This window comes from Agromyces sp. Marseille-P2726, assembly GCF_902809835.1.
In the GTDB taxonomy this organism is placed as follows: Bacteria; Actinomycetota; Actinomycetes; order Actinomycetales; family Microbacteriaceae; genus Agromyces.
The window spans coordinates 389,896-406,146 of the sequence record NZ_CADDWM010000015.1; the positions used below are offsets into that span (position 1 = coordinate 389,896).

The window sequence follows — 16,251 nt, forward strand, 5'->3', positions numbered from 1 at the left end:
GCGGGGGACGTCGTCGGCCCATCGGAGGGAGGCCACGACGCGCGGTGCGGCGTCGTGTCGGAGAACGTCTGGATCCTACGGGGCGGGAGACCGGCTCGAGCTTGTGGCTGCCGTCTCGTCCGTGGTGTTCTCGCCCTCGACGCCATTGTCGAGCGAGTCGGAGTCGGACTCGGGCTCCGATTCTACCTCAGCGTCGGGCCCGGCCCATTCACGGCCCGCAACGTACGGACTCGGCTCGTCGCCGGTGTGCCGGCGGCGCTGCACGAGGTAGATCACGATGCCGAGGATCACCGCCGCCCAGGACGCCCAGACGTTGACCCGGATGCCGAGGAACAGTTCACTCGGGTCGACGCGGATCGCCTCGAAGAACGACCGGCCCAGGCCGTACCAGATCAGGTAGACGGCGAACGCATTGCCCCAGCGGAGGTTGATCCGGCGCTCGAGCAGGATGATGAGCGCGGCACCGGCGAGGTTCCAGACGATCTCGTAGAGGAATGTGGGGTGGAACAGCGTGCCCTCGGCGAGTCCGGCGGGGAAGGCGGGGTTGTCGGCCGAAATCTCGAGACCCCAGGGCAGGTCGGTGGGGGGGCCGAACAACTCGTGGTTGAACCAGTTGCCGAGTCGGCCCGCCGCCTGTGCGACGAGCAGGCCGGGCGCAAGGGCGTCGGCGAACGACCAGAACCGGATCCCGGTGATGCGGCATCCGATGAGCACGCCGATGGCACCGCCGATGAGCGAGCCGTAGATGGCGTTGCCGCCCTCCCAGATGGCGAAGACCCGCCACAACTCCTGGCCCGCGAAGTAGTCGTTGGGGTGGGTGAGCACATGGTAGATGCGCGCACCGATGATGCCCAGCGGCACCGCCCACAGCGAGATGTCGAGCACGACGCCCGGCTCGGCGCCGCGCTTCGTGAGGCGTCGAGACGTGATGATGACGGCGAGGAGGATGCCGAGGAGGATGCACAGCGCGTACGTGTGGATGTTCAGCTGCCAGCCGAACAGGTTGAGCTCCCAGACCTGCCACTCGGGATCGGGGCTCGGGATGCTGAACGGTGCGATCACTCGGACTGCTGCCTTTCGTCGGGAATCCGTCGGCCGCGATGGGCCTCAGTCAGCGTACTTCACTCGACGCGCGTACCGCGTGCGAGATCGGCGGCGAGGGTGCTCGCGGCCTCGACCCCGCCATCGGCGAGCGCCTTGACCAGCGCCGAACCCACGATCGCCCCGTCGGCGTACTCGAGGACCTCGGCCACCTGCGCACCCGTGGAGATGCCGAGGCCGACGCAGCTCGCAGGCGCACCGGCGTGGGACAGCCGGGTGACGAGCGTGCGTGCGGCCTGGTCGACGTCGCTGCGGGCCCCGGTGATGCCCATCGTGGAGACGGCGTAGACGAAGCCGCGGCTCGCCTCGACGGCCTGGCGGATGCGGGCGTCGGTCGAGGTGGGTGCGGCGAGGAAGACGCGGTCGAGGCCGGTGCGGTCGGATGCCGCGACCCACTCGGCCGCCTCGTCGGGGATGAGGTCGGGCGTGATGAGTCCCGCTCCCCCGGCGGCCGCGAGGTCGTCGGCGAAACGGTCGACGCCGTACTGCACGACGGGATTCCAGTAGGTCATGATCAGGACCGGGGCATCCGTGCGCTCGGTGATGCGGCGAACCGCGTCGAAGCCGTCGGCGACCCGGAACCCGTTCGCGAGCGCCTGCTGCGTTGCGGCCTGGATGACGGGGCCGTCCATGACGGGGTCGGAGTACGGCAGCCCCAGCTCGAGCACGTCGACGCCGTTCTCGACGAGGGCGACGGCCGCCTCGACGCTCTCGTCGAGCGTCGGGAAGCCGACGGGCAGGTAGGCGATGAGCGCGCCGCGCGCCTCGTCGTTGCGGCGCCGGATGACGGGACCGACCGTGCGAACCGGATTCACTTCGTCTCTCCGGTCGCGTCGTACAGGTCGAAGTACGTGGCCGCCGTGTCCATGTCTTTGTCTCCACGACCCGACAGGCTCACGAGGATGGTGGCATCGCGACCCACTTCGCGCCCGAGCTCGAGGGTGCCGGCCAGCGCGTGCGCCGACTCGATCGCGGGAATGATGCCCTCGGTGCGGGTGAGCAGGCGCAGCGCCTCCATGGCGGCGGCGTCGGTCACGGGACGGTACTCGGCGCGGCCGATGGCCGCGAGCCAGGAGTGCTCGGGCCCGACACCGGGATAGTCGAGTCCGGCCGAGATCGAGTGCGACTCGATGGTCTGGCCGTCGTCGTCTTGCAGCAGGTAGCTGCGGGCGCCATGCAGCACGCCCGGACGCCCCTTGGAGATCGTGGCGGCGTGGCGTTCGGTCTCGACGCCCTCGCCCCCCGCCTCGTAGCCGATGAGCCGGACGTCGGTGTCGTCGAGGAACGCGTGGAAGATGCCGATGGCGTTGGAGCCGCCGCCCACGCACGCCGTGACCGCGGTGGGAAGCGATCCCGTGAGATCGAGCACCTGCTGCCGTGCCTCCTCGCCGATGATCTTCTGGAAGTCGCGCACCATCTCGGGGAACGGGTGCGGCCCGGCGACGGTGCCGAAGATGTAGTTGGTCGTGGCGACGTTCGTGACCCAGTCGCGCATGGCCTCGTTGATCGCGTCCTTCAGCGTGCGCGACCCCGCCTTCACGGCCACGACCTCGGCGCCCAGGAGCCGCATGCGCGCGACGTTCAGCGCCTGGCGCTCGGTGTCGACCTCGCCCATGTAGATCGTGCACTCGAGTCCGAACAGGGCCGCGGCCGTGGCGGTCGCGACGCCGTGCTGGCCGGCGCCGGTCTCGGCGATGACTCGCCGCTTGCCGATGCGCCTCGTGAGCAGCGCCTGCCCGAGCACGTTGTTGATCTTGTGCGAACCGGTGTGGTTGAGGTCTTCGCGCTTGAGGATGATGCGAGCACCACCCGCGTGCTCGGCGAAGCGCGGCACCTCGGTGATGATCGACGGGCGACCGGTGTAACTGCGGCCGAGCTCGAGCAGCTCGTCGCCGAACGCGGGGTCGAGCTTCGCGAGGTCGTACGCCTCGCCGAGCTCGTCGAGGGCGGCGATCAGGGATTCGGGAACGAACCGGCCGCCGAAGTCGCCGAAGTAGGGGCCGGTCTGCGTTCGAAGGGCCATGTCACACCGCCAGGAAGGCTCGAAGGTTGTCGATCGGGTCGCCGGTCACGAGCGCCTCTCCGACGAGGACGACGTCGGCGCCGGCCGCACGGTAGCGCGCGACGTCGTCTGCGGAGAGCACCGCCGACTCCGCGACGCGGATCGCGCCGTCGGGGAAGCGATCGGCCAGACGGCCGAAGAGGTCTCGGTCGAGGTCGAACGTGGAGAGGTCGCGAGCATTCACGCCGATCAGGCGTGCGCCGAGCGCGGCGGCGCGTTCGAGCTCTTCGGCCGAGTGGGTCTCGACGAGCGCCGTCATGCCGAGGTCGGTCGTGAGCTCGTACAGGTCGCGAAGCGTGGGGTCGTCGAGCGCGGCGACGATCAGGAGCACGAGATCGGCGCCCGCGGCCCGCGCCTCCAGCACCTGGTACGGGGTGGCGATGAAGTCCTTGCGAAGCACCGGCAGAGCCACCGCAGCGCGGACCTCTTCGAGGTCGGCGAGCGAGCCGCCGAACTTGCGCTCCTCGGTCAGCACGCTGATGGCGCTGGCACCGCCGAGCTCGTACCTGCGTGCGAGGGCGGCCGGGTCGTCGATCGTCGCCAGACGACCGCGTGACGGACTCGACCGCTTGATCTCGGCGATGATCTTCACATGCGACGCGGGTGCGAGCACCTCGAGGGCGTCGAGCGCGGGTGACCGCTCGATCGCCGCTCGCTCGACGTCTTCAAGCGGCCGTCGCTCACGGCGTGCGAGTGAATCGGCGACGGCGTTCGCCGTCAGTTCGGAGAGCACGCGTCAGTGCGCCTTTTCGGCGACCTTCGAGCCTCCGACGCCGTACCCGGCGCGGGCCAGCACCCAGCCGACGATCAGCCCGAGCACGAGGAGTCCGGCCGATGCCCACACGAGCCATGGCACGTCGAGGAAGAACGCGACCGTGCCGATCACGATCGCGATGAGCATGATGGTGACGGCGGTCCATGCCGCGGGCGAGTGTCCGTGACCCGGATCGACGTGCTCAGTGCTCATGATGCTCCTTCGTTGCGGGGGTTCGGGTGAGAGTCTACCGGTTCGGGCTCGACGTTCCCTCGCCGGGCGCGGGGTCGTCACCACCTGCTCCGGCCGTCTCGTCGGCCTGCTCGGTGGGGTCGTCGCCACGGCTCAGGTCGTCCCAGTCGTCGATGGCGCGATCGGATGCCGCACGGTCGGCGCCTGCGGCATCGGCGGCGTCGTCGGCATCGGCGAGTCGCGCGCCGCGGTATCGCCGAGCGGACGCCGGCCACCGCATCCCGGTGACGAGCACGGCGACGCCGGCGAGGACGACGAGCGCGCCGCCCACGAGGGCCGCCCCGGGCCACGCGGTGGCGTCGGCGGCGGCGACCAGCTCCGCGGTCGGGACGGAGCCCGACACGCCCGTGGCCTCCGTCACCGCCGGGGAGACCGCACCGACCGGGTTGCCGAGCGACATGGATGCCGCCAGGAGGATGCACCCGCCGAGCACCACCTCGAGGATGCCGAGCATCAGCCGGATCCCGGGACCCGCGATTGCGAGGGCAGCGACGAGGGCGAACCCCGCGAGGGCGAGCGCGGCGAGCGCCGGGGAGGCGATGCTGCCGGGCACGGCGATCGTCTCGCCGGCGCCATGGGCTGCGGCATCCGTCAGCTCGAGGTCGAACCAGGTCTGGCTCCAGGACAGCAGCACGAGCGCCGACCCGACGACCGAGACGAGGATGACGGGAAGCTTCATGCGGGCCCGGTTCATCGAACTCGCTTCAGGGCGTTGGCGACGGCGACGGCGCGCAGCGGGGCGGCCGCCTTGTTCTGCGACTCCTGGAACTCGGACTCGGGGACCGAGTCGGCGACCAGTCCTCCGCCCGCCTGCACTCGCGCGATGCCACCCGAGATCGTGGCGGTGCGGATCGCGATCGCGAGATCGGCGTCGCCGCCGAATCCGAAGTAGCCCACGACGCCTCCGTAGAGGCCGCGCTGCGCGGGCTCGAGCTCGTCGATGATCTCGAGGGCCCGAGGCTTGGGCGCCCCCGAGAGGGTACCGGCCGGGAAGGTCGCGCGGAACACGTCGACCGCGTCGGCACCGGGCGCGAGGTCGCCCTCGACCGAGGAGACGAGATGCATGATGTGGCTGAACCGCTCGACGCGCATGAACTCCGTGACCTCGACCGAGCCCGCCACGCAGACCTTCGCGAGGTCGTTGCGGGCGAGGTCGACGAGCATGAGGTGTTCCGCCTGCTCCTTGGGGTCGGCGATGAGCTCGGCCTCGAGGTCGGCGTCGGCCTCGGGAGTAGCGCCACGCGGCTTCGAGCCCGCGATCGGGTGCGTGAACACCCGTCCGCCCTGCACCTTGACGAGGGCCTCGGGCGACGACCCGACGATCCAGTACGGCTCGCCTGCCGCGTCGTCGAGATGCAGGAGGTACATGTACGGGCTCGGGTTGAGGCTGCGCAGGACCCGGTACACGTCGATCGGGTCCGCCGTGGCCTCGTGCTCGAACCGCTGCGAGATGACCACCTGGAACACGTCGCCGTCGTGGATGTACTGCTTCGAGCGGTCGACCGCTGCGAGGAAGTCCGCTTTCTCGGTGCGGTGCCGGGGCGCGGATGCCGCTTGCAGGTCGATCTCGGCCAGCCAGGCCTCCGACGGCTCGGCGAGCGCTCGCTGCATGCGATCGAGGCGGCGCTGCGCATCGCTCCAGAGGGCCTCGGCGTGCTCGCTGCCGTCATTGAGCACCGAGGCGATGAGCTGGACCGTCCCGGTGCGGTGATCGATGACGACGAGTTCGGCGACGAAGGAGAACGCCTGTGCGGGCATCTCGAAGTCCGCCGGCGGACGGTTCGGAAGTCGCTCGATCTGCCGGATCGCCTCCCAGCCGATGAAGCCGACCAGGCCGCCGGTGAGCGGCGGGGCTCCGGGCACGTCCTCGGTGCGCCACCGCTCGAACAGGGCCTTCAACGTCGCGAGGGGCTCGAGGTCACCGGTGTCGCCGAGCGCTCGTTCGGCGGACAGCCCGTAGTCCTGCCACTCCACCCGGCCGTCGCGCTCGGTGAGCACGCCGAACGAGGACGCCCCCACGAACGAGTACCGCGACCAGATGCCGCCCTGCTCCGCCGACTCCAGCAGGAACGTGCCCGGGCGCCCCTCGGCGAGCTTGCGGTAGATGCCCACCGGGGTCTCTCCGTCGGCGAAGAGCTCGCGCGTCACGGGGACGACCCTGCGCCCGGCGAGCAGCGCGGTGAACTCGTCGAAGGTGGTGGTCGCGGGCACTCGGGCCTCCTCGTGCGTCGGGGTCGTCAGCGGTCGGATGCCGCGGTCGGGGCGACCTGCAGCTGGTCGCCGTCGAAACAGGTGCGCGTGCCGGTGTGGCAGGCCGCTCCGACCTGCTCGACCGTCACCAGCAGGGTGTCGCCGTCGCAGTCGAGCGCCGCGCCTCGAACGTGCTGGACGTGGCCCGACGTGTCGCCCTTGCGCCAGTACTCACGGCGTGACCTCGACCAGAACGTCACGCGCCCCTCACTCAGCGTGCGACGCATCGCCTCACGGTCCATCCAGCCCAGCATGAGCACCTCGCCCGTGCCGTCCTGCTGGATGATCGCCGGCAGCAGACCGTCGGCGTTGAACACGGCACGGTCGAGCGGGGAGCCATCGGGCGTCCACGCCTCCTCGTCGCGCTCCAGCTCCTCATCGCCGGGTTCGCTCATCGCACGATCCTTCCATCGGCCGCCAGGGCCGCCTTGACCTCGGCGATCGTCAGCTCGCCGTTGTGGAACACGGATGCCGCGAGCACCGCGTCGGCGCCCGCCGCGATCGCCGGGGCGAAGTGGCCGACCGCTCCGGCGCCACCCGACGCGATCACGGGCACCCCCGACAGCTCGTGCATGAGCGCCGTCAGCTCGAGGTCGAAGCCCTGCTTCGTGCCGTCGGCATCGATCGAGTTCACGAGCAGTTCGCCGGCTCCGAGCTCGATGGCGCGCCCGGCCCAGTCGAGCGCATCGAGATCGGTCTCGCTGCGGCCGCCATGGGTCGTCACGACGAATCCCGACTCCGTGCGGTCGGATCGCTTCACGTCGAGCGAGAGCACGAGCACCTGCGCGCCGAACCGGTCGGCGATCTCGGCGATCAGCGGGGGGCGCGCGATCGCAGCGCTGTTCACGCCGATCTTGTCGGCGCCATGGCCGAGCAGTCGTGCCACGTCGTCGGCGGAGCGCACGCCGCCGCCGACGGTGAGGGGGATGAAGACCTGCTCCGCCACCCGCTGCACCATGTCGTACGTGGTCGAACGGTCATCGACGGTCGCGGTGACGTCGAGGAACGTGAGCTCATCGGCGCCCTGCTCGGAATAGCGCGCCGCCAGCTCCACCGGGTCGCCGGCGTCGCGCAGGTTCTTGAAGTTGACGCCCTTGACGACGCGGCCCGCGGCCACGTCGAGGCAGGGGATCACTCGGGCGGCGAGGGACATGCGCGCCTCACAACCGCGCCGCGTGGATGGCGCTGACGAGGATGGCCCGGGCCCCGAGCGAGTACAGCTCGTCCATGACCTGGTTCATGTCGACCCGCGGGATCATGACCCGCACCGCCACCCACTCGGGGTCGTGCAGCGGCGAGACCGTCGGCGACTCGAAGCCGGGCGCGACCTCGGTGGCCCGCTCGAGGTGCGCGACCGGCATGTCGTAGTCGAGCAGTACGTACTGGCGAGCGACGAGGACCCCCTGGAGCCGGCGCAGGAGTGTCGCCGCCCCGGGTCGTTCGATGCCGGATCCGATGAGCACCGCCTCGGATTCGAGGATGACCGGACCGAAGATCTCGAGGCCGGCCTTGCGGAGCGTCGATCCGGTCGACACGACGTCGGCCACGGCGTCGGCGACCCCGAGCCGCACGGCGGATTCGACGGCGCCGTCGAGCTTCACGAGATCGGCGGTCACGCCGTGCGCGGTCAGGAATCCCTCGACGAGTCCGGGGTAGCTGGTGGCCACGCGCACGCCTTCGAGGTCGGCGAGCTCGGTGAAGGTGCCGTTCGGGGCGGCGAACCGGAAGGTCGACTCGCCGAATCCGAGCGGCGCGATCTCGGTGGCATCCGACCCGGAATCGAGCAGGAGGTCTCGACCGGTGATGCCGACGTCGAGCGCACCCGAGCCGACGTAGGTGGCGATGTCGCGCGGACGGAGGTAGAAGAACTCGACCCCGTTGCGGGGGTCGGCGACGATGAGCTCCCGCGGGTCGCGGCGACCGGTGTACCCGGCCTCGTAGAGCATCTGCCCTGCGATCTCGGCGAGCGAGCCCTTGTTGGGCACGGCGATTCGGAGCATTCCCTGGCTTTCGTGTCGAACGATCTGATCGGTCATGGAGGTCATGGCGCGATCAGAGATGTCGGTACACGTCGGCGAGCGTCAGGCCCTTCGCGAGCATGAGCACCTGCAGGTGGTAGAGGAGCTGCGAGATCTCCTCGGCCGTGGCCTGGTCGCCCTGGTGTTCGGCGGCCATCCAGACCTCGGCGGCCTCCTCGACGATCTTCTTGCCGATGGCGTGCACTCCGGCGTCGAGCTCGCGCACGGTACCGGAACCCTCGGGGCGGGGGCGGGCTTTCTCGCTGAGCTCGACGAAGAGGTCGTCGAAGGTCTTCACCCGTCTAGGTTATCGGTGCGAATGCGGGTGCGCGGCCACGGCGTCTCGCAGGGCCGCGATGCGCCCGGCGGGGGCGCCGGCGCCGTTGAACACCGCCGAGCCCGCGACGAACGTGTTCGCTCCGGCCTCGGCCGCGATGCCGATGGTGTCCTCCGTGATGCCGCCGTCGACCTGCAGCCAGACGTCGAGCCCCGCGTCCTGCACGGCGTCGGCGACGCGCGCGAGCTTCGGCATCGTCTCGGGAATGAAGGCCTGTCCGCCGAATCCCGGCTCGACGGTCATCACGAGCACCTGGTCGAACTCGGGCAGGAGGTCGAGGTAGGGCGTGGCATCCGTGCCGGGCTTCAGGGCGATGCCCGCCCGAGCACCGAGGTCGCGCAGCCGGCGGGCGAGCGACACGGGTTCGCCGGCGGCCTCGGCATGGAACGTCACCGAGAACGCGCCGGCCTCGGCGTACGCGGGCGCCCAGCGGTCGGGGTCGTCGATCATGAGGTGCACGTCGAGCGGGATCGGCGAGACCTCCTGCAGGCGCTGCACCATCTGGAGGCCGAACGTGAGGTTCGGCACGAAGTGGTTGTCCATGACGTCGACGTGCACCAGATCGGCCGTCGCGATGCGACCGAGCTCGCGCTCGAGGTTCGCGAAGTCGGCGGAGAGGATGCTCGGGTTGATCCGCGTCGTCATGCGAGTCAGCCTATCGATCGGCGTGCGTGGGCCCCGTCGGGTCTGCGTCGACCTTGCGGACGAGCGCGATGAACATGGCGTCGGTGCCGTGCCGGTGGGGCCAGAGCTGCACGGGCTCTGCGTCGCCGGCGAGGTCGAGCGGATGCCGCGACAGCCCCTGGACCGCGGCCCGGGTGTCGACGGGCTCGATGACGCCGTCCCACCGATGCATGGCAGCGGTGAGCGAGCCGTACGTCTCAGCGGTGTGCGGCGAGCAGGTGACGTAGGCGAGGATGCCGCCGGGCGCCAGGGCCCGCGCGGCGGCGTCGAACAACTCGCCCTGCAGGCGCGTCAACTCTGCGACATCCGAGGGTGCCTTGCGCCAGCGTGCCTCGGGACGGCGGCGCAGCGCGCCGAGTCCCGTGCACGGCGCATCGAGGAGGATCCGATCGAAGCCGTCGGGCGCGCCGAGCGCTGCGGCATCGAGCTCGCGGCCGTCGCCGACGTGCACCTCCACGTCGAGCGGCACCGCGGCGATCGCGTCCCGCACGAGTCGGGCGCGCTGGGGCACGAGCTCGTTCGCGACGAGGTGCGCACCGCCGACGAGCGCCTCGGCCGCGAGCACGGCCGTCTTGCCGCCGGGGCCGGCGCAGAGGTCGAGCCACCGCTCCCCCGGCCGCACGGGTGCAACACGGGTGAGGGCGAGCGCGGCGAGCTGGGAGCCTTCGTCCTGCACGCGGATTGCGCCCCCCGACGCTTCGGCGGCCGCGATCGGGTCGTCGGCGACGCCGCCGATCGGCGAGAAGCGGTCGGGTCCGAATCCGTCGATCGCGTCGGTGTCGATGCCGAGGCCTGGCAGCACGGCGAGGTTCACTCGCGGCGACGCGTTGTCAGCGGCGAGCGCATCGTCGAGCTCGTTCCCACGCGACTCGTGCTCGAGGGCGGTGCGGAGGGCGCGCACGATCCAGGCCGGGTGGCTCGTGAGTCGGGCGAGCCGTTCGTCGCCCTGGGCCCCTTCGGCGACCAGTTCGCGCCATCGCTCGGGCGACGTGCGCGAGATCGTGCGCAGCACCGCGTTGGCGAACCCGGCGGCCCTGGGTGCCACGCGCCGCGAGAGCGCGACCTGTTCGTACACCGCGGCATGCGTCGGCACCCGGGTTGCGAGGAGCTGGTGCACGCCGAGGCGGAGGACGTCGAGCACGGCGGGGTCGATGTCGGCGGCGGGCCGGTCGGCGGCGAGCTCGATGACCCGGTCGTAGAAGCCCTGCATCCGAAGCGTGCCGTAGGTCAGCTCGGTCGCGAAGGCGGCATCCGCCCGGTCGAGCCGGGACCGACGGATGCGCGTGGGCAGGAGCAGGTTCGCGTAGGCCTCGTCGTTGCGCACCGCCTCGAGCACGTCGAACGCGACGAGCCGTGCGGGCGAGACCCGGTCGTCACGACGCGAGCCGCCGCGCCGACCGCACTGCCCCCTCGGTCGCCGGCTCATCGCGCGACCGCCCCCGCGCGACCCGACCCGCGCCACCAGTCCGCGGCCGACATCGCGGTGCGGCCCGCGGGCTGCACGCGACGCAGTTCCAGTGCGCCGGTGCCGGTGCCGACGAGCAGGCGACGACCGACGAGTTCGAGTGCGCCCGGCGCGAGCCCGGCGGCATCCGTCGCCGCATCGTCGAGGTCGAGCACCTTCACGCGCTGGTCGTCGATGGTGGTCCAGGCGCCGGGCTCGGGCGTGACCCCGCGGAAGCGGGCGCGCACGACCTCGGCGGGAGCGGCCCAATCGAGGCGCGCGTCGTCGATGCCCAGCTTCGGGGCGAAGGTCGGCTCCCCCGACTGCGGTGTCGGCGTCGCCGAGCCGTCGGCGATGCCGTCGACGACCTGGGCCAGCAGGTCGGCACCGTCGTGCGCGAGCGCGTCGAGCAGCGTGCCCGCGGTGTCGTGGTCGCCGACGGCACGTGAACGCATGGCGAAGACATCGCCCGCGTCGAGTTCGGGCACCAGCCGGAACACGGATGCCCCGGTCTCGGCGTCGCCCGCGATGAGCGCGTGCTGCACGGGCGCCGCGCCGCGCCAGGCGGGCAGCAGCGAGAAGTGCAGGTTGATCCAGCCGTGTCGCGGAGCCGACAGCAGCGGCTCGCGCACGAGTCCGCCGTACGCCACGATGACACCGAGTTCGGGCTCGAGGTCGACGATGCGTTGCGTCGCCACCTCATCGAGACGGGCCGCTTCGATGACGGTGAGACCCAGCCGCTCGGCGGCGGCGGCCACCGGCGAGGGCGTCAGCACACGCTTGCGGCCGAGCGGTGCCGCGGGACGTGTGACCACGGCGACGACCTCGTGCCCGCTCGCGGCGAGTCGTTCGAGCGAGGGGACGGCGGCGGACGGCGTGCCGGCGAACGCGAGGCGGAGCTTCTGCACACTCCATTGTGGCCGAACGCGCGAGTGAAGGCTCCGCTCAGGGCACCTCGGGGTCGTCGAAGCGCACCCGCAGGACGGGAGGGCGCCGCACCGGGCGGCCCGCGACAGGGCGCCGTCGAGCCGTCGCCACGCGGATCATCTCGGCGCGGAACTCCCGGGCGACGGCCGCGCCGACCGCGTAGTCGAACCGCGCGATGGCACGTTCCATCCCGTCGTCGACGGGAACCGGACCGAGGACGTCGATGCCCTCGACGGTGCGCGCCGCCTCGAGCGCCGACGCGACGGCCGACGCGGGCCCGGTGACGCTCGCGACCCGCACGGCGGGAGGGAACCGGAGTGCCCGCCGCGCGGCGAGTTCGGCGCCGGCCCACTCGGCCTGCCGCCACGTCGCGAACGCCGTCGCCACGGCTCCGGCGACACCGACGAGGAACACGGGCGCGCCCGGCGCGGCGAGCGCGGCGGCGTTCGACCACCACCGCAGGCAATCCTCGGCGACGCGGAGCGACTCGCGCAGCAGCATCCGTTCGCCGTCGAGGAGCAGCACCGCGCGATACCCGCCGTCGGCGAGCGGCTCGGCACCGCGAGTGGCGACGACGAGCGCCGGCGCAGCGGGGACCCGCAGCACGGGACGCTCGCCGTCGGAGAGGATCACCCGCGTGCCGGGGAACGCGCGGCCGAGCTCGTCAGCGGTCCGACTCGCTCCCACGGTGACGACGCGCAGCTTCGTGCCCTCGCAGACCGGGCAACGCCACGGATTCGCGCTCGTGCCGCAGAGCACGCATCGCGCCTCGCCGCCCGATCGTGGGACGGCGAGCACACCCCCGCACGCCGCGCACCGCGCCGGTTCGCGACAGCGGTCGCACGCCAGCAGCGGCGCGTTGCCGGGCCGAGCGACCTGCACGAGCACCGGCCCTGTGCGCGCGGCCTCCTGCGCCTCGCGCCACGCGGTCGACGGAATGCGCGCCGACCCGGGGTCTGGCGACGCCTGCTGTTCCGTCAGGATCACCCGGGGCCGAACCTGCCGTGCCGTCGGCAGCGGAGCGACCCACCCGATCTCGACGAGCCGCTCGACCTCGACGCTGCGGGTGTGCGCGAGGAACAGCAGCGCGGCGCCCGCCTGCTCCTGCCGGATGAGCGCCGCATCGCGCGGGTGCACGCCCGGGGCGAGCGGCTCGACGAGCAGCGGATCGCCGTCGTCCCACAGCGCGATGAGCCCGAGGCGCGCGGCGGGGGCGTACACGGTCGAGCGGTTGCCGATGATGATCCTCGCGTCATCGCCCGTCGCCTCGAGGAACGCCCGATACCGCTCGCCCCCCGACTGCCGTGCGTCGGTGCGTACGATTCGCCGGGGGTCGACGGATGCCGCGAGCGCGGCGTACACCTGCTCCTGGTCCCGGTAATCGGGCACGACGACGAGCGCCGATCGGTCGGCGGCAAGCGTGTGCGCCGCAGCGAGGGCGAGGGTGGCCGCCCATGCGCCGACCCACTCGCCCGACGGGAGCCGTACGGGACGGGGATCGGCAGCGAGCGACATCCGCTCGCCACGTGCGATCCCGGTCTCCAGGCGGCCCGGCTCGGCACTCGGGATGGGTGGAAGGTCGGCCGGGAGCGGACCCGGGTCGGCCGCTGCAGCGCGCCAGGAGCGCTCCACCCGCACGTACCGGCTCGGAATCGCGAGGCGCAGGATGTCGCTGGCGTTGCCGGCGGCCCGGTCGGCGGCGGCTCGCGCGAGCGCCCACACCTCGGGAGTGAGCACCGGCACGTCGGAGACGACGTCGTCGAGCTCGCTCAGCGCGCCCCGGTAGTCGCTTCGGTCGACGACCTCGATGAGCCAGCCGTTCGCGATGCGGCCGCCCGTGCGCAGCGGCACCCGCACGCGCACACCGGCGATCGCCGACGCGCGCAGCCGCTCGGGAATCGCGTAGTCGAAGAGCTGGTCGAGCTGGGGCAGGGGTGAGTCGACGAGCACCCTGGCGACGGCGCCGCCCGGCACGTCAGAGCCCGGCGGCGCTGCGGAGGTCGTCGACGCGGTCGGTGCGCTCCCAGGTGAAGTCGGGCAGCTCGCGACCGAAGTGACCGTAGCTCGCGGTCTTCGCATAGATCGGGCGCAGCAGGTCGAGGTCGCGGATGATCGCGGCCGGTCGCAGGTCGAACACCTCGCGGATGGCCCCGATGATGCGCTCATCGGGCACGTGGGACGTGCCGAACGACTCCACGTAGAGGCCGACCGGCGCAGCCTTGCCGATCGCGTAGGCGACCTGCAGCTCGAGCCGGTCGGCGAGGCCGGCGGCGACCGCGTTCTTCGCGACCCAGCGCATCGCGTACGCCGCCGAACGGTCGACCTTCGACGGGTCTTTGCCGCTGAATGCGCCACCGCCATGCCGGCTGGCCCCGCCGTAGGTGTCGATGATGATCTTGCGCCCGGTGAGGCCTGCGTCACCCTGCGGGCCGCCGATCTCGAATCGCCCGGTCGGGTTGATGAGCACCGCGAGGTCGGGCCGCGAGAGCTCGACGGTCTCGAGCACGGGGTGGATCACGAGCTCCTCGACCTCGGCACGCAGCTGCTCGGTCGAGATGGCGGGCGAGTGCTGCGTCGACAGCACCACGGTCTCGATGGTGCGGGGCACCTGCCCCTCGTAGCCGATCGTGACCTGCGTCTTGCCGTCGGGCCGGAGGTAGTCGAGCTCACCCTGCTTGCGCACCTCGGACAGCCGCTCGGCGAGCCGGTGCGCCAGCCAGATCGGCACGGGCATGAGCTCGGGCGTCTCACGCGTGGCGTAGCCGAACATGATGCCCTGGTCGCCCGCCCCCTGCATGTCGAGCGCGTCTTCGCTGGCGCGCTCACGTGCTTCGTAGGCGTGGTCGACGCCCTGGGCGATGTCGGGCGACTGCCCGCCGATCGACACGGACACGCCGCACGACCGGCCGTCGAACCACACGTCGGACGAGTTGTAGCCGATCGACGTCACCCGATCGCGCACGATCGCCGGGATCTCGACGTACCCCTTCGTCGTCACCTCGCCTGCCACGTGCACGAGGCCGGTCGTGACCAGCGTCTCGACCGCGACCCTGCTGTTCGGGTCGACGGTCAGCAGGGCATCGAGAATCGAGTCCGACACCTGGTCGCAGATCTTGTCGGGATGACCTTCGGTGACGGACTCGGACGTGAAGAGGCGAAGTGCGCTCATGTGGACTCGACTTCCTTCGGGTGGTCGGCGGCGGCCGCCGCGCTGGTCGTCTCCGAGACAACCACGTCGAGGATGCCGTGCGCCACCGACATCTTCGTTCCGTGGACACGTGTGACGATCTCGCCGCTGCGGCCGATGACGACCACCGCATTCTCGTCGCTCGCGAACCCCTCGGTCCATCCGACGCGGTTGATGGCGAGCAGGTCGGCGCCCTTCGCCTCGCGCTTCGCGCGGCCCAGCTCGAGCAGTCGTTGCTCGTCGGCTTCGGTCTCGGCCGCGAATCCCACCAGGAGGGTGCCGTCGTGCGGAGCATGGCCGAGGCCGGCGAGGATGTCGGGGTTTCGCACGAGCTCGAGCGTGAGCCCGTCGTCGCCGCCGTCCTTCTTGATCTTCGTCTCGCTCACGTCGGCCGGACGATAGTCGGCGACCGCGGCGGCCATGACGACGACGTCGGCGCCCTTCGCGGCATCCGTCACCGCCTGCTGCAGCTCGAGCACACTCGAGACGTGCCGGATGTCGCACCCGTCGGGCTCGGGAACCTCGAGGTTGGCGGCGATGAGCGTGACCTCGGCGCCGCGGGCCCGGGCCGCTTCGGCGATCGCGACCCCCTGCTTGCCGCTGGACCGATTGCCCAGGAACCGGACCGGATCGAGCGGCTCGCGCGTTCCCCCAGCCGTCACGACGACCCGACGACCCGCCAGGTCGCGTCGGGCGGATGCCGCGGCGACCCCGAGTGCGGCTGCGACGATGGTCTCGGGCTCCTCCATGCGACCGGGGCCGCTGTCGGCGCCCGTCAGCTGCCCGACCCCTGGACCGACGACGGTCACGCCGCGGGCCTGGAGTGTCGCGATGTTGGCCTGGGTCGCGGGATGCCGCCACATCTCGGTGTGCATCGCCGGCGCGATGACCACGGGCGCCTCGCTCGCGAGCACGGTGTTGCCGAGCAGGTCGTCGGCGATGCCGGTGGCGAGCTTCGCGATCGTGCTGGCCGTCGCCGGTGCGATGACGATGAGGTCAGCGGCCTGGCCGATGGCGACGTGCCGGACCTCGGCGACGCCCTCGTACAGGTCGGTGTGCACCGGGTTGCGCGAGATCGCCTCGAGCGTCGGCCGGCCGACGAAGCGGAGCGCCGCCTCGGTCGGGACGACGTGCACGTCGTGCCCGGCGAGCACGAGCGCTCGAACGACCCCGACGGCCTTGTACGCCGCGATGCCGCCGGTGATGCCGACGACGACGTTGAGCGGCGACATCCG

General features: G+C 71.7%; 17 protein-coding genes. All 17 read right to left on the reverse strand.

Annotation, left to right across the window (positions count from 1 at the left end; translation table 11 throughout):
- Window positions 1-75: 75 nt before the first annotated feature.
- From lgt to coaBC, 17 genes are read right to left on the reverse strand one after another with little or no spacing between them, the layout of a single operon-like run.
- Window positions 76-1,062, reverse strand: a complete 987-nt coding sequence (lgt, locus tag HUS56_RS14435; protein WP_371808315.1) for a prolipoprotein diacylglyceryl transferase — start codon at window positions 1,060-1,062, stop codon at window positions 76-78.
- Between the two features lie 59 nt (window positions 1,063-1,121).
- Entirely contained in the window at window positions 1,122-1,916 is a 795-nt protein-coding gene (trpA, locus tag HUS56_RS14440; protein WP_173924115.1) for a tryptophan synthase subunit alpha, read from the reverse strand.
- The gene (gene trpB / locus HUS56_RS14445; RefSeq protein ID WP_173924116.1) at window positions 1,913-3,124 is read right to left on the reverse strand and encodes a tryptophan synthase subunit beta; all 1,212 of its coding nucleotides are present in this window, start codon (window positions 3,122-3,124) and stop codon (window positions 1,913-1,915) included. The genes trpA and trpB overlap by 4 nt, the downstream gene beginning before the upstream one ends.
- A gap of 1 nt (window position 3,125) precedes the next feature.
- On the reverse strand, window positions 3,126-3,896 hold the full coding sequence (gene trpC / locus HUS56_RS14450; protein ID WP_173924117.1) for an indole-3-glycerol phosphate synthase TrpC: 771 nt from the start codon (window positions 3,894-3,896) through the stop codon (window positions 3,126-3,128).
- Between the two features lie 3 nt (window positions 3,897-3,899).
- Entirely contained in the window at window positions 3,900-4,130 is a 231-nt protein-coding gene (locus tag HUS56_RS14455; RefSeq protein WP_173924118.1) for a DUF6704 family protein, read from the reverse strand.
- Between the two features lie 34 nt (window positions 4,131-4,164).
- Complete coding sequence (locus HUS56_RS14460; protein ID WP_173924119.1) at window positions 4,165-4,848, reverse strand: Trp biosynthesis-associated membrane protein; 684 nt, start codon at window positions 4,846-4,848, stop codon at window positions 4,165-4,167.
- An 11-nt stretch (window positions 4,849-4,859) separates the two neighbouring features.
- Entirely contained in the window at window positions 4,860-6,380 is a 1,521-nt protein-coding gene (locus tag HUS56_RS14465) for an anthranilate synthase component I (protein WP_173924120.1), read from the reverse strand.
- 26 nt (window positions 6,381-6,406) lie between these two features.
- Window positions 6,407-6,814, reverse strand: a complete 408-nt coding sequence (hisI, locus tag HUS56_RS14470; protein WP_173924121.1) for a phosphoribosyl-AMP cyclohydrolase — start codon at window positions 6,812-6,814, stop codon at window positions 6,407-6,409.
- The gene (gene hisF / locus HUS56_RS14475; RefSeq protein ID WP_173924122.1) at window positions 6,811-7,572 is read right to left on the reverse strand and encodes an imidazole glycerol phosphate synthase subunit HisF; all 762 of its coding nucleotides are present in this window, start codon (window positions 7,570-7,572) and stop codon (window positions 6,811-6,813) included. Before hisF ends, hisI begins: the two co-directional genes overlap by 4 nt.
- 7 nt (window positions 7,573-7,579) lie before the next feature.
- A complete protein-coding gene (gene hisG, locus HUS56_RS14480) occupies window positions 7,580-8,419 on the reverse strand; it encodes an ATP phosphoribosyltransferase (protein ID WP_173924613.1) in 840 nt (279 codons plus the stop codon).
- 52 nt (window positions 8,420-8,471) lie between these two features.
- Window positions 8,472-8,735: a phosphoribosyl-ATP diphosphatase gene (locus tag HUS56_RS14485; protein ID WP_173924123.1), complete on the reverse strand. Its 264-nt coding sequence runs from the start codon at window positions 8,733-8,735 to the stop codon at window positions 8,472-8,474.
- Between the two features lie 9 nt (window positions 8,736-8,744).
- Window positions 8,745-9,419, reverse strand: a complete 675-nt coding sequence (rpe, locus tag HUS56_RS14490; protein ID WP_173924124.1) for a ribulose-phosphate 3-epimerase — start codon at window positions 9,417-9,419, stop codon at window positions 8,745-8,747.
- Window positions 9,420-9,429: 10 nt separating this feature from the next.
- Window positions 9,430-10,884, reverse strand: coding sequence for an RsmB/NOP family class I SAM-dependent RNA methyltransferase (locus tag HUS56_RS14495; RefSeq protein ID WP_173924125.1), 1,455 nt, complete (start codon window positions 10,882-10,884; stop codon window positions 9,430-9,432).
- Complete coding sequence (gene fmt, locus HUS56_RS14500; RefSeq protein WP_173924126.1) at window positions 10,881-11,810, reverse strand: methionyl-tRNA formyltransferase; 930 nt, start codon at window positions 11,808-11,810, stop codon at window positions 10,881-10,883. Before fmt ends, HUS56_RS14495 begins: the two co-directional genes overlap by 4 nt.
- Window positions 11,811-11,847: 37 nt before the next feature.
- On the reverse strand, window positions 11,848-13,803 hold the full coding sequence (locus HUS56_RS14505) for a primosomal protein N' (RefSeq protein WP_254431475.1): 1,956 nt from the start codon (window positions 13,801-13,803) through the stop codon (window positions 11,848-11,850).
- Between the two features lies 1 nt (window position 13,804).
- On the reverse strand, window positions 13,805-14,998 hold the full coding sequence (gene metK, locus HUS56_RS14510; protein ID WP_173924128.1) for a methionine adenosyltransferase: 1,194 nt from the start codon (window positions 14,996-14,998) through the stop codon (window positions 13,805-13,807).
- Window positions 14,995-16,248: a bifunctional phosphopantothenoylcysteine decarboxylase/phosphopantothenate--cysteine ligase CoaBC gene (gene coaBC / locus HUS56_RS14515; protein WP_173924129.1), complete on the reverse strand. Its 1,254-nt coding sequence runs from the start codon at window positions 16,246-16,248 to the stop codon at window positions 14,995-14,997. The genes metK and coaBC overlap by 4 nt, the downstream gene beginning before the upstream one ends.
- Between the last annotated feature and the right edge of the window lie 3 nt (window positions 16,249-16,251).

What these genes read in the sequence shown, in the direction of transcription:
- rpe (WP_173924124.1), bottom strand. Translation starts at nt 9,419, where the DNA reads ATGACGACGCGGATCAACCCGAGCATCCTCTCCGCCGACTTCGCGAAC.
- hisI (WP_173924121.1), bottom strand. Translation starts at nt 6,814, where the DNA reads ATGAGCGAACCCGGCGATGAGGAGCTGGAGCGCGACGAGGAGGCGTGG.
- HUS56_RS14460 (WP_173924119.1), bottom strand. Translation starts at nt 4,848, where the DNA reads ATGAAGCTTCCCGTCATCCTCGTCTCGGTCGTCGGGTCGGCGCTCGTG.
- HUS56_RS14455 (WP_173924118.1), bottom strand. Translation starts at nt 4,130, where the DNA reads ATGAGCACTGAGCACGTCGATCCGGGTCACGGACACTCGCCCGCGGCA.
- hisG (WP_173924613.1), bottom strand. Translation starts at nt 8,419, where the DNA reads ATGCTCCGAATCGCCGTGCCCAACAAGGGCTCGCTCGCCGAGATCGCA.
- HUS56_RS14495 (WP_173924125.1), bottom strand. Translation starts at nt 10,884, where the DNA reads ATGAGCCGGCGACCGAGGGGGCAGTGCGGTCGGCGCGGCGGCTCGCGT.
- coaBC (WP_173924129.1), bottom strand. Translation starts at nt 16,248, where the DNA reads ATGTCGCCGCTCAACGTCGTCGTCGGCATCACCGGCGGCATCGCGGCG.
- hisF (WP_173924122.1), bottom strand. Translation starts at nt 7,572, where the DNA reads ATGTCCCTCGCCGCCCGAGTGATCCCCTGCCTCGACGTGGCCGCGGGC.
- trpB (WP_173924116.1), bottom strand. Translation starts at nt 3,124, where the DNA reads ATGGCCCTTCGAACGCAGACCGGCCCCTACTTCGGCGACTTCGGCGGC.
- metK (WP_173924128.1), bottom strand. Translation starts at nt 14,998, where the DNA reads ATGAGCGCACTTCGCCTCTTCACGTCCGAGTCCGTCACCGAAGGTCAT.